Origin of the sequence: Bradyrhizobium sp. 21 (assembly GCF_023073335.1) — a bacterium.
Lineage (GTDB): Bacteria > Pseudomonadota > Alphaproteobacteria > Rhizobiales > Xanthobacteraceae > Bradyrhizobium.
Genome location: NZ_JADPJG010000002.1, coordinates 218574 through 238985, shown reverse-complemented (window position 1 = coordinate 238985; position 20412 = coordinate 218574). Strand labels below are relative to the sequence as shown.

At 65.0% G+C, this 20412-nt stretch carries 16 protein-coding genes; 3 read left to right on the top strand and 13 right to left on the bottom strand.

All coding sequences use genetic code 11. From position 1 onward, the window contains the following. Positions 1-148 precede the first annotated feature (148 nt). Positions 149-1027, bottom strand: a complete 879-nt coding sequence (gene yghU / locus IVB31_RS01065; protein ID WP_247317540.1) for a glutathione-dependent disulfide-bond oxidoreductase — start codon at positions 1025-1027, stop codon at positions 149-151. Positions 1028-1364: 337 nt separating this feature from the next. Between yghU and IVB31_RS01060 the strand changes: the two genes are divergently transcribed. After that, the gene (locus tag IVB31_RS01060; RefSeq protein WP_247317538.1) at positions 1365-2498 is read left to right on the top strand and encodes a nitronate monooxygenase; all 1134 of its coding nucleotides are present in this window, start codon (positions 1365-1367) and stop codon (positions 2496-2498) included. 166 nt (positions 2499-2664) lie between these two features. Next, on the top strand, positions 2665-4179 hold the full coding sequence (locus tag IVB31_RS01055) for an acetyl-CoA acetyltransferase (RefSeq protein WP_247317536.1): 1515 nt from the start codon (positions 2665-2667) through the stop codon (positions 4177-4179). 146 nt (positions 4180-4325) lie between these two features. Here IVB31_RS01055 and IVB31_RS01050 read toward each other — a convergent pair whose 3' ends face one another. From IVB31_RS01050 to ltnD, 6 genes are all read right to left on the bottom strand, one after another. Next, a complete protein-coding gene (locus IVB31_RS01050) occupies positions 4326-5528 on the bottom strand; it encodes an efflux RND transporter periplasmic adaptor subunit (RefSeq protein WP_247317534.1) in 1203 nt (400 codons plus the stop codon). Continuing rightward, positions 5515-8694 carry an efflux RND transporter permease subunit gene (locus IVB31_RS01045; RefSeq protein ID WP_247317532.1) on the bottom strand — a complete coding sequence of 1060 codons (3180 nt, stop codon included), beginning with the start codon at positions 8692-8694 and terminating at the stop codon, positions 5515-5517. The genes IVB31_RS01050 and IVB31_RS01045 overlap by 14 nt, the downstream gene beginning before the upstream one ends. Before the next feature lie 244 nt (positions 8695-8938). Then, positions 8939-10630 carry a methyl-accepting chemotaxis protein gene (locus IVB31_RS01040; RefSeq protein WP_247317530.1) on the bottom strand — a complete coding sequence of 564 codons (1692 nt, stop codon included), beginning with the start codon at positions 10628-10630 and terminating at the stop codon, positions 8939-8941. A gap of 169 nt (positions 10631-10799) precedes the next feature. Further along, positions 10800-12089 (bottom strand): 3-oxo-tetronate kinase, encoded by a 1290-nt coding sequence (gene otnK / locus IVB31_RS01035; RefSeq protein WP_247317527.1) that lies wholly within the window; start codon positions 12087-12089, stop codon positions 10800-10802. Beyond that, positions 12086-12868, bottom strand: a complete 783-nt coding sequence (gene otnI / locus IVB31_RS01030) for a 2-oxo-tetronate isomerase (RefSeq protein ID WP_247317525.1) — start codon at positions 12866-12868, stop codon at positions 12086-12088. The genes otnK and otnI overlap by 4 nt, the downstream gene beginning before the upstream one ends. An 11-nt stretch (positions 12869-12879) precedes the next feature. Then, positions 12880-13797 (bottom strand): L-threonate dehydrogenase, encoded by a 918-nt coding sequence (gene ltnD / locus IVB31_RS01025; RefSeq protein ID WP_247317523.1) that lies wholly within the window; start codon positions 13795-13797, stop codon positions 12880-12882. A 103-nt stretch (positions 13798-13900) separates the two neighbouring features. Between ltnD and IVB31_RS01020 the strand changes: the two genes are divergently transcribed. Then, a complete protein-coding gene (locus IVB31_RS01020) occupies positions 13901-14587 on the top strand; it encodes an aldolase (RefSeq protein WP_247317521.1) in 687 nt (228 codons plus the stop codon). A gap of 173 nt (positions 14588-14760) precedes the next feature. Here IVB31_RS01020 and IVB31_RS01015 read toward each other — a convergent pair whose 3' ends face one another. From IVB31_RS01015 to IVB31_RS00990, 6 genes are all read right to left on the bottom strand, one after another. Continuing rightward, on the bottom strand, positions 14761-15465 hold the full coding sequence (locus IVB31_RS01015; RefSeq protein ID WP_247317519.1) for an ABC transporter ATP-binding protein: 705 nt from the start codon (positions 15463-15465) through the stop codon (positions 14761-14763). Next, positions 15449-16180, bottom strand: a complete 732-nt coding sequence (locus IVB31_RS01010; RefSeq protein WP_247317517.1) for an ABC transporter ATP-binding protein — start codon at positions 16178-16180, stop codon at positions 15449-15451. The genes IVB31_RS01015 and IVB31_RS01010 overlap by 17 nt, the downstream gene beginning before the upstream one ends. After that, a complete protein-coding gene (locus tag IVB31_RS01005) occupies positions 16177-17160 on the bottom strand; it encodes a branched-chain amino acid ABC transporter permease (RefSeq protein ID WP_247317515.1) in 984 nt (327 codons plus the stop codon). The genes IVB31_RS01010 and IVB31_RS01005 overlap by 4 nt, the downstream gene beginning before the upstream one ends. Beyond that, the gene (locus IVB31_RS01000; RefSeq protein ID WP_346730844.1) at positions 17160-18038 is read right to left on the bottom strand and encodes a branched-chain amino acid ABC transporter permease; all 879 of its coding nucleotides are present in this window, start codon (positions 18036-18038) and stop codon (positions 17160-17162) included. The genes IVB31_RS01005 and IVB31_RS01000 overlap by 1 nt, the downstream gene beginning before the upstream one ends. Before the next feature lie 181 nt (positions 18039-18219). Then, positions 18220-19464: an ABC transporter substrate-binding protein gene (locus tag IVB31_RS00995; protein ID WP_247317514.1), complete on the bottom strand. Its 1245-nt coding sequence runs from the start codon at positions 19462-19464 to the stop codon at positions 18220-18222. Between the two features lie 89 nt (positions 19465-19553). After that, positions 19554-20369 (bottom strand): putative hydro-lyase, encoded by an 816-nt coding sequence (locus tag IVB31_RS00990; RefSeq protein ID WP_247317512.1) that lies wholly within the window; start codon positions 20367-20369, stop codon positions 19554-19556. Positions 20370-20412 lie beyond the last annotated feature (43 nt).

Below are 20412 nucleotides of genomic sequence, written 5' to 3'. Positions count from 1 at the left end.
CTCTCTTCTCCTTCTCCCCGCTTGCGGCGAGAAGGTCGGGATAAAGGGGAGCTTCCGCGAGTGCGGTGAGGGACGGACTCGCGGAGAGTCCCCCTCACCCGAATTCGATCTCTCCCCGCAAGCGGGGCGAGGTGAAGCGGGCACCGCCCTACGACGCAGCCGGCTCGCCGATCTTGTCTTGCGTCCTGGTCTCGAAATCGCTGGCGTCGTGGCGCTCGTGGAGCTGGCTGGCGGGATCGCCGGAGACGCGGTTGACCATGCGGCCGCGCTTGACGGCCGGGCGCTTGGCGATCTGGTCGGTCCAGCGCTGCACGTGCTTGTAGTCCTGCACCGACAGGAACTCGCCGGCGCCGTAGACCAGCCCCTTGGCGAGCGCGCCGTACCAAGGCCACACCGCCATGTCGGCGATGGTATATTCGTTGCCGGCGAGATATTCGTTGTCGGCGAGCCGGCGGTCGAGCACGTCGAGCTGACGCTTGGTCTCCATCGCAAAACGGTCGATGGCATATTCGATCTTGCTCGGTGCGTAGGCGTAGAAATGGCCGAAGCCACCGCCCAGATAGGGCGCGCTGCCCATTTGCCAGAACAGCCACGACATCGCTTCGGTACGGCTCTTGATGTCCTTCGGCAGGAAGGCGCCGAATTTCTCGGCGAGGTAGAGCAGGATCGAGCCCGACTCGAACACCCGGATCGGCTCCGGACCCGAGCGGTCCATCAGCGCCGGGATCTTGGAATTCGGATTGATATCGACAAAGCCGCTACCGAACTGGTCGCCATTGCCGATCTTGATCAACCAGGCGTCGTATTCGGCGCCCTTGTGGCCGAGCGCCAGAAGCTCCTCCAGCATCACCGTGACCTTGACGCCGTTCGGCGTCGCCAGCGAATAGAGCTGGAAGGGGTGGCGGCCGACCGGCAGCTCCTTGTCGTGGGTGGGGCCGGCAATCGGGCGGTTGATGCTGGCGAATTGCCCGCCGTTCTCCTTGTTCCAGGTCCAGACCTTGGGCGGCACATAAGGGGTGTCAGTCATGCGAGGGCTCCGGCGGAAACATGCGCCTGCATTAATTAGCCCGCGAATGGCCAATGGCAAGCCCTGTCGGCTCTGCGTCCGGCGCGGGCCTCGGGCTGACGTCATGCAGTCTAGCCTGTCACCAGCCTGCGCAACTGATGATCTGGCCGCACTTGGCGACGTCTGTTGACGCTCTATTTTTATTTTATTCGGCGAAATGATCGTCCATAACGCAACGCCTGCGCGCAAGATGCTCGCTCAAATCCGGCATGGCATCACCGGCAACGAAGGGCTAGCGTCGAACGGCCCTCGCAAGGCAAAACAAGAAGAGCAACGCGACGGCCGCCGGGAGAGGACCATGAAATCGCCGATCTGCGACATGCTGGGCATCGATTTCCCGCTGCTCGCCTTCAGCCATTGCCGCGATGTCGTCGCCGCCGTCAGCCGCGCCGGCGGCTTTGGCGTGTTAGGTGCGACCGTGCATACGCCTGATACCCTCGAACGCGAGCTGAGATGGATCGACGAGCATGTCGACGGCAAGCCTTACGGCGTCGACGTGCTGATCCCCGAGAACATCTCGACTGCGGGCGAGAAGGACGTCACCTGGAAGAGCCTGGAGGCGCGCGTGCCGCAGGAGCACCGCAACTACACCCGCGATCTCCTGAAGAAATACGACATCGAACTCACAACCATCGAGGTCGCTGACAACCAGCCGCAGCCGTTCGATGCCAGAACCGCGTTGGAGCTGCTCGAGGTTTCATTTCGGCATCCGATCCGGCTGATCGCCAATGCCCTGGGCGTGCCGCCGAAGGCCATGATCGAGATGGGCAGGACGCACGGGGTGCCGGTCGCCGCTCTCGTCGGCGCCAAGGAGCATGCGCTGCGCCAGGTCGCGGCCGGCGTCGATATCCTCGTGGTCCAGGGCACCGAAGCCGGCGGCCATTGCGGCGAGGTCTCGACCATGGTGCTGGTACCGGAGGTGATCAAGGCGATCAAACCGATCCGCGACGTGCCGGTGCTGGCGGCAGGCGGCATCATGACCGGACGGCAGATGGCGGCCTGCATGGCCATGGGCGCGGCCGGCGCGTGGACCGGCTCGGTATGGCTTGCGACCATCGAGGCCGAGACCACGGAAATTTTTCGCGAGAAGATGATCGCGGCATCCTCGCGCGACGCGATCCGCTCGAAGGGCCGCACCGGAAAGCCAGCGCGGCAGCTTCGCTCGGTCTGGACCGACGCCTGGGACCGCGCACCCGAGAGCCCCGGCGCGCTGCCGATGCCGCTACAGAGCATCGTCAGCCGCGATGCGTTCAACTCGATCGACCGCGCGGCGGCGGGCGGCAACGCCAAGGCGCGCGATCTCGTCAGTTATTTCGTCGGCCAGGGCGTCGGCCTGATCGACAGCGTGAAGTCGGCGGGGGCCGTGGTGCAGGAGTTCAAGGAAGAGTTTGCCGAAGCCGTCGAGCACATGAATGCGCTGGTGGCGGAGTAGTTGCCCGTGGCCCATCCGTCGAGGCTTGCCCGGCGGCGCAAGCGCCGCCGGCCTCGCACCTCAGGATGACGCTCACCCCCTAGCCGTCATCCTGAGGTGCCGTAGCGCAGCGAAGGCCTCGAAGGACGACGGCGTGCCCAAGATCTGAAACGTGAAGCAAGAAGAAATGACCAACTTATCTACCCCCGAAGACCGCATCCCCGTCGTCGTCGGCATCGGCGAGATCGTCGACCGTCCGCAGGAAATTACCGACGGCCTCGAGCCGCTCGATCTGCTCGAACAGGCGCTGCGGCGCGCCGAGCTGGACGCCGGCGCAAGGCTGCTCGGGGAAGTGCAATCGCTCGACGTCGTCAACTTCCTCAGCTGGCGCTATCGCGATCCGGAGAAATTGCTGGCGCAGCGGCTCGGCATCACGCCTGCGCATTGCTATTACGGCCCGGTCGGCGGCGAGAGCCCGATCCGTTATATTCACGAGGCTGCGAAGCGCATCGCGCGGGGCGAATGCAGCGTCGCTGCGGTCTGCGGCGCGGAGGCGCAGTCGACCGCGACCAAGGCCGCGCGCACTGGGGCCAAGCTGCCCTGGACGCCGTTCGCGCACGATGTCGAGGAACCCAAGCGCGGCGCGGCGTACCAGAAGCCGTTGGCGGTGACGCTCGGCGTGTTCCGGCCCGTCACGGTCTACCCGTTCTATGAAGCGGCCTCCTCCGCGCATTGGGGCCAGACCCCGCGCGAGGCCATGGCAGAGTCCGGCACGCTGTGGTCGCGCTATTCGGAAGCCGCCGCGCAAAATCCGAACGCTTGGCTGAAGCGGCGCTATGCGCCTGACGAGATCACGACGCCGACGGCGGACAATCGTCTCATCGCGTGGCCCTACAACAAGCTCATGGTTGCCAACCCCAGCGTCAACATGGGCGGCGCGCTGCTGCTCACCAGCCTCGCCAAGGCGCGCGCTCTCGGCATCGCCGAGGACAAGCTGGTCTATCCACTCGGCGGCGCCTCGGCGGAAGAACCGCGCGACTATCTCCTGCGTGACCAGTTCTACGAGAGCCATTCGCAGAACGCGGTGCTGAAAGCCGTGATGGATCTCGCCGGTGGGGACGGCAAAAAATTCGACGCGATCGAGCTCTATAGCTGCTTCCCGTGCGTGCCCAAGATGGCACGGCGGACGCTGGGCCTGGACGCGGACGTGCAGCCGACCGTGACCGGCGGCCTCACCTTCTTCGGCGCGCCGCTCAACACCTACATGACCCATGCGGCCTGCGCGATGGTGCGGCGTGTGCGCGACGGCGCAAAGCTCGGCCTGCTCTACGGCCAGGGCGGCTTCGTCACCAAGCATCACGCACTGGTGGTGTCGAAGGTGCTGCCGCGCGTGGCGCTGGCGCAGGAGACGAGCGTGCAAGGCGAGGCCGACCGCAACAAGCGCGCGGTGCCGGATTTCGCCACGGAGCCGAGCGGCAAGGGCAAGGTGGAGAGCTTTACAGTCCTCTACGGCCGTGGCGGCGATGTCGAGCACGGTGTCGTGATGCTGCGCACGGAAGATGATCGTCGCACGCTGGCGCGGATACCGGCGAGCGATGGTGCGACGCTGGCGCATTTGCTCAGGATGGACCGCACGCCGGTCGGTTCGTTCGGCGAGATCACGATGGCCGTCGATGGCGTGCCGGAGTGGCGGGTGGCGTAGCTCTCGTGTCCCGGACGCGGTGCGGCATGCAATGCCGTTCCGCAGAGCCGGGACCCAGAGAGCAACACGGTACAGCAAGGAGAGATGGGCCCCGGCTCAGCAGCGCATCATTTCATGACGCGCTGCGTCCGGGGCACGAGACCGCGTCAGCCCTTCGGCGCCTGCTTTTCCGAGGCTGTCGCGGGCTTGCCCTTGGCGCCGGCGCCGGTCACGCGGACCTGGTCGCCGTCGGAGAGGCCGTCCGGCGGCGCGGTGATGACGCGATCATCCGCGGCGATGCCGGAGGCAAGCTCGATCTCGCGGCCGAGGTCGCGCGCGATCGTCACGGTCTTGAACTGCACCTTGTCATCCGGGCTGACCGTCGCAACGCGCAGGCCGCTGCCGTTGAAGATCAGCGCGCTCGCGGGAATGCTCAACGGCGCGGAGTCGCGCAGCAAGCTCAGCTTCACGCTGGCATAGCCGCCGGGCATCAACTCGCCTGACGAATTGTCCAGTCCAAGCTGCATGCGCGTGGTGCCGGAGGCGACATCGACCGCCTGCGAGGAGGCTTCCACCGTCGCCTGAAAGGTCCGGTTCGGATACTCCGGCATCACCATGGTGGCCTTGGCACCGATCTTGATTGCCGGCACGTAGTTCTGGGGAACGTTGACGTAGACGCGCAGCTTGGTGATGTCGGAGACCACGAACATCGCAGGTCCCGAGCCGCCGCCCGCGTTGATCAGCGCACCGACGTCGGTGTCGCGCGCCGTCACCACGCCGTCAAACGGAGCGGTGATCTTCTTGTAACCTGCCAGCGCTTCGAGCCGCTCGACATTGGCCTGGCCCGAGCGAACCGCCGCGTTCTTGTTGGAGAGATCGGCGGTACGCTCGTCGATCTCCTGCGCGGAGACGAAGTTGGAAGCGACCAGCGTCTTGCGGCGGTTGAGGGTGGCTTCCGACAGCCTGGCGCTGGACTGCTGGCTGGCGAGGTCTGCGCGGGCCTGAAGAAGTTGCTGGTCGAGGTCGGGCGCCTCGATCTCGGCGATCACCTGACCGGCCTTCACCCGCGCACCGATGTCGGCGCTCCAGCTTTTGAGATAGCCGGGAACGCGGGCAAAGATCGGCGCGCGATAATAGGCTTCGAGACGGCCGGGCAAGTCGATGGTCGAGTTGAGAGCCTTGGCGTTAGGCAGCGTCACGGCGACACTGGGAACGGCCTGGTCGTCGGTCCATTCCTTCAGCCTGGAGCCCTGCTCCTCGCGGGCGCGGATGCCGGTGCCGACCACGAGGCCTGCCGCGATCAGCGCCACCACGCCGAAAATGCCCAGTTTCCGGTGCGACACCGGGGAGCGGGGTTCAGTGGGCGACATGCGGAGTCTCCAGGGAGGCGGCGCCTTTGGCGCCTTGCTTCTTGTGTACCATACTGAACACCACGGGAACGAACATCAGCGTGGCGAAGGTTGCAAAGATCAGGCCGCCGATCACGGCACGGCCGAGCGGCGCATTCTGCTCGCCTCCCTCGCCGAGCCCCAGCGCCATGGGCGCCATGCCGATGATCATGGCGAGCGCGGTCATCAGCACCGGGCGGAACCGGACGAAGCCGGCCTCCAGCGCCGCGGCGATGGGATCGCCGAGCTCCTCGTAGCGCTCGCGCGCGAACGAGATCACGAGCACGCTGTTGGCGGTGGCAACGCCCATGCACATGATGGCGCCGGTCAGCGCCGGCACCGACAGCGTCGTCTCGGTCGCGAACAGCATCCAGACGATGCCGGCGAGCGCGGCCGGCAGCGCGGTGATGATCACGAACGGATCGGACCAGGACTGGAAGTTCACGACGATCAGGAAGTAGATCAGCACGACCGCCCCGAGCAGGCCGAACAAGAGGCCGGTGAAGGCGCTGTTCATGGTCTGCACCTGACCAAGCAGCACGACGGATGAGCCCTTCGGCACCTCCTTGGCGGTGTCGGCGATCACCTGGCGGATGTCGGTCGCAACCGCACCGAGATCGCGGCCCGAGGTCGTGGCGAAGATCTGCACCATCGACTGAATGTCGTATTGCGAGACCACCGCGCTCGAGGTCGACCGCTTGATGTCCGCGATGCCGCCGAGGATCGGCGACTGCGAATTGCCGGCGGCCGTGATCGGCAACGTCTGCAGCGCGCTGAGCGAATCCATCTGGTATTGCGGCGTCTGCATCACGATCGAATAGGACACGCCGTTATCCGGATTGAGGTAGTAGGTCGGCGCCACCTGCGAGGAGCCGGCAAGGTTGACCACGAGACTGTTGGTGACGTCGCGCTCGGTCAGGCCGACATATTGCGCGCGGGTGCGATCGACATCGATGTTGAAGGTCGGGTTGTTCGGCGACTGCTGGATGCGCGCATCGGCGACGCCGGGAATCCTCCGGACCTTGGCCAGCAGATTGTTGGCGTAAGCGAAGTTGGCACTGATGTTGGCACCGCGGATCTGCAGGTCGATCGGCGCCGGCGCACCAAAATTCAGGATCTGGCTGACGATGTCGGCCGGCAGGAACGCGAAGCTCACGCCGGGGAACAGCCGCGGCAGTTGCTCACGCAGCACGCGCACGTGCTCCTCGGTCGGCTTGTGGCCTTCCCTGAGCTTGATCTGGATGTCGCCGTCCTGCGGGCCGATCACGCCGGTGTTGTTGTAGGTCATGTTGATGCCGGAGATCGGCATGCCGATGTTATCGGTGAGCGTCTCGATCTCGCCCGGGATCAGCTTGCGGATCGCCTTCTGCACGTCGGCGAGCTGGTTGGCGGTCTCCTCAACGCGGGTGCCGACCTGGGTGCGGACATGCATCAGGATGTTGCCGGCATCGACGGCAGGGAAGAAGTTGCGCCCGAGGAACGGCACCAGCGCGAAGGACGCGCCGACCACGCAGAGGAAGCCGATCACGAACACCGCGCGGTGCGCGAGCGCGAGCCCCAGGAAGCCGTGATAGCCGCCGCGAATGCGCTCGAAGCGAGCCTCGAAGCCGCGCTGGAACCAGACCAGAGGATTATGCGATTTCGGCGGCCCGCCCTCGTGATGCACATGCGGCTGCAGCAGATAATTGGCCATGGTCGGCACCAGTGTGCGCGACAGCAGGAACGACCAGATCATCGCGAACATCACCGCTTCCGCCATCGGCACGAACAGGAAGCGCGCCACGCCGGTGAGGAAGAACATCGGCACGAACACGATGCAGATGCAGAGCAGCGAGACGAAGGCCGGCGTCACGATCTGGTTGGCGCCGTCGAGGATCGACTGCTCGACCGGCTTGCCCTGCTCCAGATGGTAGTTGATGTTCTCGATCGTGACGGTGGCGTCGTCGACGAGGATGCCGACCGCGAGCGCCAGGCCGCCGAGCGTCATGATGTTCAGCGTCTCGCCGATCGCCGACAGCATGATGATGGCACCGAGCACCGAGAGCGGGATCGAGACAGCGATGATGACGGTCGAGCGCCAGCTGCCGAGGAACAGCAGGATCATGACGCTGGTGAGCAGTGCCGCGATCACGCCTTCGAACGCGACACCTTCGATGGCGCCGCGCACGAACACCGACTGATCGCCGATGAAGCCGATCTTGAGCGCGTCCGGCAGCTGGTCCTTGACGTCGATCACCTTCTGCTTGATGCCCGCGATGATGTCGAGCGTCGAGGTCGCGCCCGCCTTCAGCACCATCATCAGCACCGAGCGGTTGCCGTCGACATGGACGATGTTGGTCTGCGGCGGGTTGCCGTCGCGCACGGTCGCGACGTCGCGCACATAGACCATCGCGCCGTTGACCGTCTTGATCGGCAGATTGCCGAGTTCCTCGATCTTCAGCGGCGAGTTGTTGAGCTGGATGTTGTATTCGAACTGCCCGATCTTCTGGGTGCCGACCGGCGTGATCAGGTTCTGGGCCGCGAGCGCGTTGGCGACGTCCTGGCCGGACAGGCCCCGGGCCTGGAGCGCGGTCGGGTCGAGGTCGATCTGGATCTGGCGCTGCTTGCCGCCGAACGGATAGGGGATCGCTGCGCCGGGCACGGTGACCAGCGGCGTACGGAGCTGGTTGATGCCGATATCGGCGAGGTTCTGCTCGGTCAGTCCGTCGCCCGACAGCGCCACCTGGACGATCGGAACGGTGGAGGCGGAGTAGTTCAGGATCAGGGGCGGCGTTGCGCCCGGCGGCATCTGCTTGATCAGCGTCTGCGAGATCGCGGTGACCTGCGCATTTGCGGTGCGGATATCGACGTTGGGCTGGAAGAAGATCTTGATGATGCCAAAGCCGTTATAGGAATTGGCGGTGATGTGCTCGATGTCGTTGACCGTCGTGGTCAGCGCGCGCTGGAACGGCGTGGTGATGCGGCCGGACATCTGGTCGGGCGGCAGGCCGGTGTACTGCCAGACCACGCCGATCACGGGGATGCGGATGTCGGGAAAGATGTCGGTTGGTGTCCGCAGCGCCGCCAGCGGTCCGACGATCAGGAGCAGGAGCGCGAGCACGACAAACGTGTAGGGCCGGCTCAGGGCAATACGGACCAGAGCAATCATTCGCCGGGAAATTCCAAATAACGGACAGGAAACGCCGCCCCCGCGGGTTTCTCGGTTGATTTACCTGAAGACCGCTCAAATGGCCAACGACGCTGCGTCACGCGCAGTAACTTCCCTGCTATCGCACTGCGAAATCGCATTCCAGATATGCAGCTCGCGCCCAAAGATTACAGGCGCGGCTTTCATCCACGTAAAAAAGCGGCGCCCGAAGGCGCCGCTTTCAGGAATTCCATGCCTGCCCGGCCTACGCCGCCCGGACGTTGGTCAGGAACTTGCTGACCTCGGTCTTGAGCCGGCTCGAGTCGTTGGACAGCATCTGCGCGGCCGACAGCACCTGGGAGGACGCGGTGCCTGTCTCGGTTGCGCCGCGCTGCACGTCGGTGATGTTGGACGAAACCTGCTGGGTGCCTTGGGCGGCCTGCTGGACGTTGCGGGCGATTTCCTGGGTCGCCGCGCCCTGCTCTTCCACCGCGGCCGCAATCGCCGACGAGATCTCCGACAGACGCTCGATGGTCGACGAGATCTCCTTGATGGCGCCGACCGAGTCGTTGGTCGCCGCCTGGATGCCGGAGATCTGCTGGCCGATCTCACCGGTCGCCTTCGCGGTCTGCTCGGCGAGCGCCTTCACCTCGGAGGCGACGACTGCAAAGCCGCGGCCGGCTTCGCCCGCGCGCGCGGCTTCGATGGTCGCGTTCAGCGCCAACAGGTTGGTCTGGCCGGCGATGGTGTTGATGAGCTCGACGACGTCGCCGATGCGCGAGGCGGCCTTGGAGAGCTCGCTGACGCGCTCGGTGGTGGAGCGCGCCTGGCCGACGGCGTCGCCCGCCATCCGCGCCGATTCCTGCACCTGGCGGCTGATCTCGCCGACGGACGAGGCCATCTCCTCGGTCGCCGAGGCCACCGACTGCACGTTGGTCGAGGCTTCCTCCGACGCTCCGGCAACGGTGGTGGCCAGCCGCTGGGAGCGGTCGGCGGTCGAGGTCAGCGTCGAGGCCGAGGCCTCCAACTGGGTCGAGGCCGACGACACGGTCTGGACGATCTCGCCGATCATCGTTTCGAATTCGCGGGTGATGTTGTCGACGCGGCGGCCGCGCTCGATCTTGGCTTCGGCATCGGCGGCGGCAGCCTCGTCGGCGGCCTTCTTGGCGATCAGCGCTTCCTTGAATATCTGGAGCACCTCGGCCATGGCACCGATCTCGGTCTTCTCACCGCGATGCGGCACTTCGGCGGAAAGCTCGCCCTTACCGAGTGCCTGCATCGGCTCGATGATCGAGTTGATACCGCTGGAGACGTCCCGGACGAGGTAGAAGCCGACGGCGATCCCGATGATGACGGCGGCGCCAAGAATGATCGAGACCAGCATGAAGGCGTAATTGTAGCTATCTGCGGCGTCCTGGGCTGCCTGGTCTCCACCCTTGGTGTTCAGCTCGATGTCCTTCCTCAGGACCTCGTCGGCCTGAAGCCCGATCTTGTTGACCGTCTTGGTGTTCAGCTCATGCGCCTCGTGCGGGACCTTGCCGGCCTCCTTGCGCGACAGCGCCATAACCTCCTGGGTGCCCTTCTTGTACTCCTCCCAGAGCTTCGACCATTCACCGTAGAGTGCCCGTTCTTCAGGCGAGGTGATCATGCCTTCATAAGTCTTGCGAAACTTGGCGTTGGCCTCGATCACGGTCGCGAGCGTCTTTTCCATCGCGAGCTTCTCGTCCGGCGTTTCCGACAGCATATGCTCCCGGATGACGTTGCGGTAAGTGATCACGCCGGCACGCAAATCGCCGAGCACGCGCACGCTGGGCATCCAGCTCGTGGTGATGTCGACGGTGTTGGCATTCATCGACCGCATCTTCATGACGGCGAGCAGGCCCATGCCGGCCATCGCGACCAGCAGGAACGCCACGACACTGATGATCTTGGCGCGGATGGAAATAGTGGCGAGCATATGGAGTCTCTTTGTGCTGGCGCGGCGGCGCGTCCGGAAGCTTTACGAATCAACCTAAGGGAGCAGCACCGACATCCAACACCAGAGCACCTGAGCGGACGTTAACGACGACTCCGTACGAGTACGGAAGCCTGAAACAAGTGAACACGACGCTAAAAATGCCCTGCGCTCAGCGCATGAGCCCAAGCGCGTCGGAGAAAAACTCCGGCCCGCCGAAGTTTCCGGACTTCAAGGCGAGCAGCATGTCGCCTTTTTCAGCACCGACTGCACGCAGCACGGGGACGCCGGCTGCGATCTCCACCCCCACGAGAAATCCGGGAATCTTCAACCGGTCGACCACGGCGCCGGATGTCTCCCCGCCGGCGACGACCAGACGCTTCACGCCCGCCAGCACCAGCCCCTCGGCGATGTCGGCCATCGCCTGCTCGATGGCGTGGCCGGCCGCGTCGCGACCATGGCGCGCCTGGAGCGCGGCAACCTGATCTGGCGTCGAACTCGATGCGATCAGGACCGGACCGTCGGCCAATCGCGGCTTCGCCCAGGCCAGCGCGCGCTGCGCCTCGTCCTCGCCCGTAGTAATACGGTCCGGATCGAGATGAAACACCGGCATGACACGCTCGGCATTCGCGATCTGCTGGAGCGTCGCCTGCGAGCAGCTTCCGGCGAGGCAGGCCGCCGGTCCGCCGACCGCGGCGCCCGCATCGCTGCCTGCTGCGGTCGACTTGACCTTGCCGGTCGACACCAGCGCACGCGCGAGTCCAAGGCCGATGCCGGAGGCGCCGACCGACAGCCGGTGCTCGGCAGCGACGAGGCCGATGGCCTCGAGGTCGCGATCGAAGACGGCGTCGATGATCGCCGCGCCGATGCCCTTGCCCACGAGCTCGGCGAGCCGCGCCCGCACGGCATCCGCGCCGCGTGTGATGGTGGCGAGGTCGACGAGCCCGATTTCCGTCCTGCTCTGGCGCGCGAGCACGCGCACCAAATTGGAATCGTGCATCGGGTTGAGCGGATGGTCCTTCAGAGGGCTCTCGTTCAGCGGCACCGCGCCGACGAACAGATTGCCCTGGTAGACGGTGCGGCCGGTCTCCGGAAAGGCCGGCGTCACCAGCACGATCGGCTCGCCGCTATCGGCGCGCAGCGCGTCCATCACCGGGCCGATATTGCCTGAAACGGTGGAATCGAAGGTCGAGCAGATCTTGAACAGCACGTGGCTCGCACCGCGACCTCGCAGCCATGTCTCGGCCGCGCGCGAACGCGACACGGCAAGGCCGGCCTCGATCGAACGGCTTTTTAGCGACACCACGACGGCATCGACCTCGGGCAGCGCAAGATCGTCCGCGGGCACGCCGATGGTCTGCACCGTGCGCAGGCCCGCGCGCGTCAGCGTATTGGCGAGGTCGGAGGCGCCGGTGTAGTCGTCGGCAATGCAGCCAAGGGATATTTTCGCTGCAAGTGTCACGGCTTCACTCCCGCATAGGGCCTGAACCAGGCAAGGCCGTCGGTGGTCTTGCCGCGGGGATTATATTCGCAGCCGACGAAGCCGGCATAGCCGAGCCGGTCGAGCTCGTCGAACAGGAACGGATAGTTCAGCTCCTCGCCGTCGGGCTCGTTGCGCGAGGGAATGCTGGCGATCTGGATGTGGCCGATAACTGGCATCATCTCGCGCAGCCGCATCGTGACGTCGCCATGGATGATCTGGCAGTGATAGATGTCGAACTGGAGCTTCAGATTCGGAAGTCTCAATTCGTGGATCAGGTCGCGCGCGAAGCCGAAATCGTTGAGGAAGTAGCCGGGCACGTTGCGCGCATTGATCGGCTCGAGCACGATATCGATGCCATGCGGCGCGAAGAATTCCGCCGCCCACGCCACCGACTTGTAGAACGCCTCGATCGCGACGCGCTCGCCGCGATTGGCGATGCCCGCCATCAAATGTAGGCGCTTGACGCCGGTGGCCTTGGCGTAAGGCAGCGCGGTCTCGAGGCTTGCCTTGAGATCGGAAAAACGCGCCGGAAGCGCCGCAAAGCCTTTCTCGCCGGCGTTCCAGTCGCCCGGCGGCAGATTGAACAGCGCTTGCGTCAGGCCGTTGCGCTTGAGCCGCTCGCCGACAGCCTCGGCCGGATGCTCATAGGGAAAAAGAAATTCGACGGCGGTAAAGCCGGCTTGCGCTGCGGCGTCGAAGCGATCGAGGAACGGCACCTCGGTGAACATCATCGAGAGGTTGGCGGCAAAATTGGGCATTGGAATCCTCTCTACTTGTCGCCGGGAAGCTTGACGCCGGTGACCTGCGCATACATCCGCGCCACCGATGCGTCGTCGTCGCGGCCCATGCCGGCGGCCGACGTCATCAGGAACATCTGAAGCGCGGCAGCGGAGACCGGCACCGGGAATCTGGCGCTGCGCGCCATGTCCTGGATGATGCCGAGGTCCTTGACGAAGATCTCGACCGCACTCCTCGGTGTGTAGTCGCCGTCGAGAACGTGCGGCATGCGGTTCTCGAACATCCAGGAATTGCCGGCGGACGCCGTGATCACCTCATAGACCTTGCGGATGTCGAGGCCCTGCTTGGCCGCGAACGCGATCGCCTCGCTGGCGGCCGCGATATGCACGCCGGCGAGCAACTGATTGATCATCTTGAAGGCGGCGCCTTGGCCGGCTGCATCGCCGAGCTCGTAGAGCTTTGCGGCCATGGCATCGAGCGCGGGCCGCGCTTTCTCAAACGCAGCCGGACTGCCGGAGGCGAGGATCGTCAGCTCGCCTTGGGCTGCGCGCTGCGCACCGCCGGAGATCGGCGCATCCAGATAGTGCCGGCCGGTCGCCTCCAGCTGTTTTGCGAGGCGCCGTGCCACGTCAGGATCCATGGTGGCGGAGGATATGAAGACGCTATCCTTCGGCATGGTCTCGGCGGCGCCATCCTTGCCGAACAGGATCGTTTCGGTCTGCGCAGCATTGACGACGACGCTGACGACGATGTCCGCGTTCTTGGCAGCCTCGGCCGGCGTGCTGGCGCCGACGCCGCCGTCCGTCACGAAGCGTGCCACGGCCTCCGCCGAGACATCGCAGCCGGTGACGCCATGACCGGCGCGCTTCAGCGAGGCCGCCATGCCAAATCCCATCGAGCCGAGCCCGACGACGGCGATGCGCTGATTTTGTGAATTGGAGGCGGACATGCAACTGATCCTTGCGACGTTTCCCGGACGGCCGCCCTTTGCGGCAGCTTGGCAACCGAATAACACGGCTTGGCCGCGCTGCCAAAGCGTGAGACAAACGGACATGACGGCCATGAGAACTGAAACGAGTAACGAGACAAGGTTGCGCGAAAACATCTGCCGCTTCGGACGGTCCCTGTTCGAGCGTGGGCTGACGCCGGGCTCCTCCGGCAATATCAGCGTCAGGCTGGATGGCGGCGGCTGGCTGGTGACGCCGACCAATGCCTCGCTCGGCTTCCTCGATCCCGCAAAACTGTCGCGGCTGGATGAGCAGGGACGGCTGGTTTCGGGCGATGCGCCGACCAAGGAAGTTCCGCTGCACACCGCGCTCTACGACACGCGCGGAAGCGCGAAGGCGATCGTGCATCTGCACTCCACCCATTCGGTCGCGCTTTCGATGCTGCCGGAGATCGACCCGCGCGCCGTGCTGCCGCCGATGACGGCCTATTATTTGATGAAATGCGGCGCCACCGCGCTCGTGCCCTATTACCGCCCCGGCGATCCCGCGGTCGCCGATGCGATCAAAGGACTTGCCGGGAAATACTCATCCGTGCTGCTCGCCAATCACGGCCCGGTCGTCGCCGGCGACACGCTGGAAGCGGCGGTGTTCGCGACCGAGGAGCTGGAGGAGACGGCGAAGCTGTATCTGCTGCTGCGCGGGCTGAACCCGCGCTATCTCTCGCCGGAGCAAGTGACGGATCTGGTGAAGGTGTTCGGGGTCACGCTGCCGGAGCATGGGCACCAGCATTAGCGTCGTGCGGTTATGGACGGACCAACGCTGTCTCGCCCACCGCTGTCGTTCCCCGCGAAAGCGGGGAATCCAGTACGCCGCGGCTTCTCCGCATCTCTCTAGCGTCTCTGGAATACTGGATCGCCCGATCAAGTCGGGCGATGACACCGAGTATGTTGCACGAGCACTCCTCGCTACAGTCCCAGATACGCCTTCCTCACGTCGGGATTGCCCCCGATCTCCGCCGCGCTCCCCTGCATCAGCACGCGGCCGGTTTGCAGGATGTAGGCGCGGTCGGCGATCTCCAGGCACTCGGCCATGCGCTGCTCGACGATCAGAACGGTCATGCCGGCATCGCGGATGCGCTTCACGGCCTGGAAAATCTCGTCGACGAGTTTGGGCATGATGCCCTGCGAGGGTTCATCCAGCATCAACAGCCGCGGGCGCGTCATCAGCGCGCGGCCGATGGCGAGCATCTGCTGCTCTCCGCCGGAGAGCGTCTCGGCGCGCTGCTCGAGGCGTTCGGACAGGCGCGGGAACAGCTGGAAGACGAGATCGAGCGGCCTCTCGCGATCGGCCTCGCCGCGGTAGAGATAGCTGCCGAGGCGCAGATTGTCGCGCACGGAGAGGCGCGGAAACAGGCGGCGGTTCTCCGGCACGTAGGCGATGCCGGTGGCGGTGATGTGATGCTGCGCCATGCCGTCGAGGCGCTTGCCGTCGAACGTCACCGTGCCCGAACGCGGGCGCTCGGCGCCGGCAATGGATTTCAGCAGCGTCGACTTCCCTGCGCCGTTGGCGCCGGCGACGCAGACGATCTCGCCCTTGGCAACCTCAATACTGACCGCGGAGATCGCGACCAGGCCCTGATAGGCGGTCGTGACTTCATGCACTGACAGCATGACGATCTCCCAGATAGGCCTTGATCACTTTGGGATCGCGGACGACGTCAGTGGGCTTGCCCTCGACCAGCACCTTGCCGAGATCGAGCACGATGGCGCGATCGACCAGCGGCATCACTATTTCCATGACATGCTCGACCATCAGCACGGTGATGCCGGCGTCGCGCACCTTGCGCACCAGCGCAACGCCCGTCTGCGCCTCGGTCGGCGTCAGGCCGGTGAGGACTTCGTCGAGCAACAACAATTTTGGTTCGGTCGCAAGCGCACGCGCGACTTCGAGGCGGCGCTTCTCGGCCGGCACCAGGTCGCTCGCGAGCACGTCGGCACGCGCGGCAAGGCCGGTGAACTCCAGCACCTCATGCGCCTTGCGGCGGGCTTCGCGCATCACGGTGTTGCGCATGAGCGCACCGACGATGACGTTGTCGATGACGGTCATGGTCTCAAAACTCTTGACCACCTGGAAGGTACGACCGACGCCGCGCTGGCAGCGTTCCGCCGCCGGCAGGGCCGTGACGTCTTCGCCGTCGAACCAGATTGAGCCTTGCGTCGGCGGCAGCACGCCGGCGATGAGGTTGAACAGCGTCGACTTGCCGGCGCCGTTGGGACCGATCAGGCCGACGATCTCGCCGCGGCCGACCGAGATCGAGACATCGCTGTTGGCGACGAGACCGCCAAAGCGCTGCCAGACTCCGCGGGTTTCAAGGAGCGCGGTCATCGCGTGGCTCCTTTCGCTTTTGACCGGGAGAACAGGCTCACCAGACCCCGCGGCAGGGCCAGCGAGATCGCCACGATCAGCGCGCCGTAGACGATGAGATCGACGCCGCGGCCGGAGCCGCCGATATAGGAGCGCGTCAGCTCCGTCATCGGGATCAGGATGGCCGCCCCTAACACGGGTCCCCAGAGCGTGCCGATGCCGCCGAGCACGGCGGGCAGCGCCATCAGCAGCGAGAATTGGAAGCCCATCACGCTCTCAGGATCGATATAGGCGAGGAACTGCGCATAGAAGGCGCCGCCGATGGCAACGAGGAAAGCGGAGACGGCCGCCGCGCCCATCTTGGAGTTGAACACGACGACGCCGAGGCTCTCGGCCGCTTCCGGGTTGTCCTTTACCGCGCGCCACCAAAAGCCCCATTTGGAATCTTCCAGCCACCAGGTGACGAACCAGGCGACGCTGCACAGCACCAGCGCGAAGTAGAAGTACGGCAGCTTGCTGCGCATGAACTGGAATTTCAACCAGCTGTCGCCACGCACGGGAATGGTGATTCCCATCGCAGCCCCCGCCCACTCCCAGTTCTGGAACAGGAGCAGCCCAATTTCCGCGATGACGATGGTCGCGATCACGAAGTAATGGCCGCGCAGGCGGAAGAAGGGATAGCCGAGCCCCATCGCGATGACGGCCGCGATCACGCCACCGGCGAGCATGCCGAACCAAGGCAGCACGCCGAATTTGGTGAACAGCAGCTCGGTGGTGTAGGCGCCGATACCGAAATAGAGCGCGTGGCCCAGCGAGATCTGCCCGCAATAGCCGGACAGGATGTTCCAGCTCTGCGACAGCGCCGCATACATCAGGGTCAGGATCAGGATGTTCTGGACATAGACGTCCTTGATGAACAGCGGGGCGAGTGCGGCCAGCGCGGCCAGCACCGCGGCGATGACGAGGTCGCGGCGGCGCCGCGCGGCAAAATGCTTGTCCATCACATCGACCCGAACAGGCCGCGCGGCCGGATAAAGACGACGAGCAAATAGACGGCGTAGATGCCGACCGATTTCAGCGAAGGCGGCAGCACCAATGCGGTGGTCGCTTCGACGAGGCCGACGATGATGCCGCCGGCGAAGGCGCCGAACACGCTGCCGAAGCCGCCGAGCGCCACCGTCACATAGGCGATCAGCGCAAAGGAGGCGCCGACGTCGGGATAGATGTAGAAGAACACCGCCATGATCGCGCCGGCCAGACCGACCAGCGCGGCGCCGAGGCCCCAACCGAACGCGAACACGCGGTTCTTGTCGATGCCGACGAGGGCGACCGCACCGGGGTCTTCACGGGTGGCTTCAAGCGCGCGGCCGAAGTCGGTGCGGTGGATGAAGAAATAGAGGCCGGCAAAGGCGAGAATCGAGACCAGCGCACCGATCAGCTGCGGCTCCGGCAGGAAGATGCCGGCGAACGAGATGGTTTTGCCGCCGAGCCAGGATTGCGGAATGCTGCGATAGTCCGGCGTGAAAAAGAACTGCGCCAGCCCGCGCATCAAGATGGCCAGACCGAAGGTCGTGAAGATCTGCACCATGCCGGCGTTGGCCTTGGCGCGCATGGCGAAGCGCACGACCAAGAGGTAGACCACCGCCCCGAATACGAACATTGCCGCAGCGACCAACGGTGCCGAGAGCAAGGGGTCGATGGCGAAGAACGTGAACAGGAAGAAGGACACGTACATCGCGATCATCAGGAACTCGCCATGGGCGAAGTTCGTGACGTCCATCAGACCGAAGATCAGCGCGAGGCCGACGGCGATCAGTCCGTAGAGCAGGCCCATCAAAAGGCCGCTCGCGAGACTCTGGATAATGGCTTGGGCTGTCACCGGTTTTGCGCCTCTGCTCGTGCGTTACTCCGATGTCGTCCTGGCGAAAGCCAGGACCCATTACCACAACTCCCTTGATGGGATGAGCGGCAGCCGAACATCGCAAAACGCCTGCCTGTGGTTATGGGTCCCGGATCTGCGCTTCGCTCGTCCGGGACGACTGGGGGAGATATCTCGCCGCTTACTTCATCGGCCAGATCGCCTCGGCGATCGCGGCCTGCGGCGGGAAGATGGTGACGAACTTGCCGCCGATATATTGCAGCAGCACCGGGTCGGCGTCGTTGTTCTGGCCGGCTTCGTCGAACTTGACGCGCTTCCAGGGCATGATGGTCTGCTCGCCCGGAATGTCGGTCGCGGCCAGCGCGTCGCGGATCTTCTCGCCGTCCGTCGACTTGGCGCGGTTGATGGCGTCGGCGAGGATGATCAGTCCCATGAACTGGCGCGAGGTGAGATCGTTGAAATCCTTGCCGGACCGGGTCTTGAACATCTCGTTGATCTTGCCGACCATCGGGCGCTTCTGCGCCAGATCGAGCGAGAAGGTGCCGCGCGAGATCACGCCTTCGAGCTTGTCGCCGACGGCGTCGTAGAGCGCCTTCTCGGAGAAGCCGGCATCCTGCGCCACGATCGCGTTCGGCTTGTAGCCGAGCTCGGCCATGGTCTTGACCAGGAGGATGCCGTCGGTGGTGTAGCTCGAGGGCATCAGCACGTCGGCGTTCGCAGACTTGAGCTGCTGCACCTCGGCCGACAGCGACGGCGAGTTGGCGCGGTACTTGATGTCCGAGACGATCTTGTAGCCGCGCTCGCCGGCGATCTTGGCCTGGGCGTTGCCGGAATCGGTGCCGAAGATGGTGTCCTCGTGGAACAGCGACAGCGTCTCGATCTTGGTGCCCTTCTTCTTCAACGCATCGAAGAAGTCGAACATCGCGGCCGAGTACATCTCGTCGTGCGGGGAGGCACGGAAGTAATATTTCAGGCCGCGCCGATGCAGGCTCGGCGAGGAGTTGTCCGCGGAGACGAACGGGATCTGGTAGCGTTCGCAGATCTGGCTGACGGTGACGGCGACCGCGCTCTGGTAGGTGCCGATGATGGCGGCGACCTTCTCCTGGGTGATCAGGCGCTCGGCCTCGGCGCGGCCCTTCTGCGGATCGGCCTGGTGGTCGGCGAACACGAGACGGATTTTAGCGCCGCCGAGACCCGGCAGGCCCTCGCCCTTGGCCAGCGGCAGGTCGAAATCGGTGGCCTTGTTGATGACCTCGAGCGCGGTCTCGTAGGCCTTCTGCGCGTCGACGCCCTGCTGGGCGCTGCCGCCCGAGAACGGATAGATCACGCCGATCACGACTTCGGTGGTCTGCGCGCGGGCCGCCAGCGGCACCAGCGCGGCCGTAGCGGTGGCTCCTAACAGCACATCGCGGCGAGTGATCGTCATGGCAAAGTCCCCTGTTACTGAATTTCGGCTGATCGAATGAAGCGGTTGATGGATGTGGTAAAGCCCGAAGAAGCAGCAAGAGCTGCCCACTAAATCACGGCCATGGTCCTGTTCTTGAGATCCGTTACGAGCATCAGGCCGGGCGAATGCGTGATCGCGAACGGCAGCCTCGCAGCATTGATGACCGATTGCGGCGTCACGCCGCAGGCCCAGAACACCGGGATTTCGTCGTCGGCGACCGGCACCGGGTCGCCGTAATCGGGCTTGGCGATGTCCTTGATGCCGATCAGGTGCGGATGGCCGAGATGCACGGGCGCGCCGTGCACGGCCGGATAGCGCGAGGTGATCTGCACCGCGCGGATCGCATCCGCCGGCTTGAACGGACGCATCGACACCACCATGGGGCCGGCGAAGGGACCGGACTCGCCGCAGGCGATATTGGTGCGATACATCGGCACGCGGACATTGCGCTCGATGTGGCGGATCGGCATGCCCTCGTCGAGCAGCGCCTCTTCGAAGGAGAAGGAGCAGCCGAGCACGAAGGTCACGAGATCATCGCGCCAGTAGCTCGCCACGTCGGTCGGCTCGTCGACCACCTCACCGTCGCGCCAGACGCGATAGCGCGGCACGTCGGTGCGGATATCGAGATCGGCGCCCAGTGCCGGGATGTGCGGGCTGCCGACGTCGGACATGCCGATGATCGGGCACGGCTTGGGATTGAGTTGGCAGAAGCGGTGAAAGGCGCCGGCATATTCCGCCGGCAGGATTGCCAGATTGCCTTGGACGAAGCCGGGGGCAATTCCGGCGGTGGAAGCGACCAGCCCCTCGCGATAGGCGAGCCGCGCCTTGCGGCTCGGAAGGGCGTCGGGCGTTTCAGTCTGCTGCGCTGCCACCAAAACAGTCATGTAATCGACCTGCCTATAAACTCGACAAAGACAGCCAACACCA

Bases quoted from the DNA above. Each gene is read 5' to 3' on its own strand.
- IVB31_RS00990 (WP_247317512.1), bottom strand. From the start codon at position 20,369: ATGACTGTTTTGGTGGCAGCGCAGCAGACTGAAACGCCCGACGCCCTT.
- IVB31_RS01040 (WP_247317530.1), bottom strand. From the start codon at position 10,630: ATGCTCGCCACTATTTCCATCCGCGCCAAGATCATCAGTGTCGTGGCG.
- IVB31_RS00995 (WP_247317514.1), bottom strand. From the start codon at position 19,464: ATGACGATCACTCGCCGCGATGTGCTGTTAGGAGCCACCGCTACGGCC.
- yghU (WP_247317540.1), bottom strand. From the start codon at position 1,027: ATGACTGACACCCCTTATGTGCCGCCCAAGGTCTGGACCTGGAACAAG.
- IVB31_RS01055 (WP_247317536.1), top strand. From the start codon at position 2,665: ATGACCAACTTATCTACCCCCGAAGACCGCATCCCCGTCGTCGTCGGC.
- IVB31_RS01045 (WP_247317532.1), bottom strand. From the start codon at position 8,694: ATGATTGCTCTGGTCCGTATTGCCCTGAGCCGGCCCTACACGTTTGTC.
- ltnD (WP_247317523.1), bottom strand. From the start codon at position 13,797: ATGTCCGCCTCCAATTCACAAAATCAGCGCATCGCCGTCGTCGGGCTC.
- IVB31_RS01060 (WP_247317538.1), top strand. From the start codon at position 1,365: ATGAAATCGCCGATCTGCGACATGCTGGGCATCGATTTCCCGCTGCTC.
- IVB31_RS01015 (WP_247317519.1), bottom strand. From the start codon at position 15,465: ATGCTGTCAGTGCATGAAGTCACGACCGCCTATCAGGGCCTGGTCGCG.
- IVB31_RS01010 (WP_247317517.1), bottom strand. From the start codon at position 16,180: ATGACCGCGCTCCTTGAAACCCGCGGAGTCTGGCAGCGCTTTGGCGGT.
- IVB31_RS01050 (WP_247317534.1), bottom strand. From the start codon at position 5,528: ATGTCGCCCACTGAACCCCGCTCCCCGGTGTCGCACCGGAAACTGGGC.
- IVB31_RS01005 (WP_247317515.1), bottom strand. From the start codon at position 17,160: ATGGACAAGCATTTTGCCGCGCGGCGCCGCCGCGACCTCGTCATCGCC.
- otnI (WP_247317525.1), bottom strand. From the start codon at position 12,868: ATGCCCAATTTTGCCGCCAACCTCTCGATGATGTTCACCGAGGTGCCG.
- IVB31_RS01020 (WP_247317521.1), top strand. From the start codon at position 13,901: ATGACGGCCATGAGAACTGAAACGAGTAACGAGACAAGGTTGCGCGAA.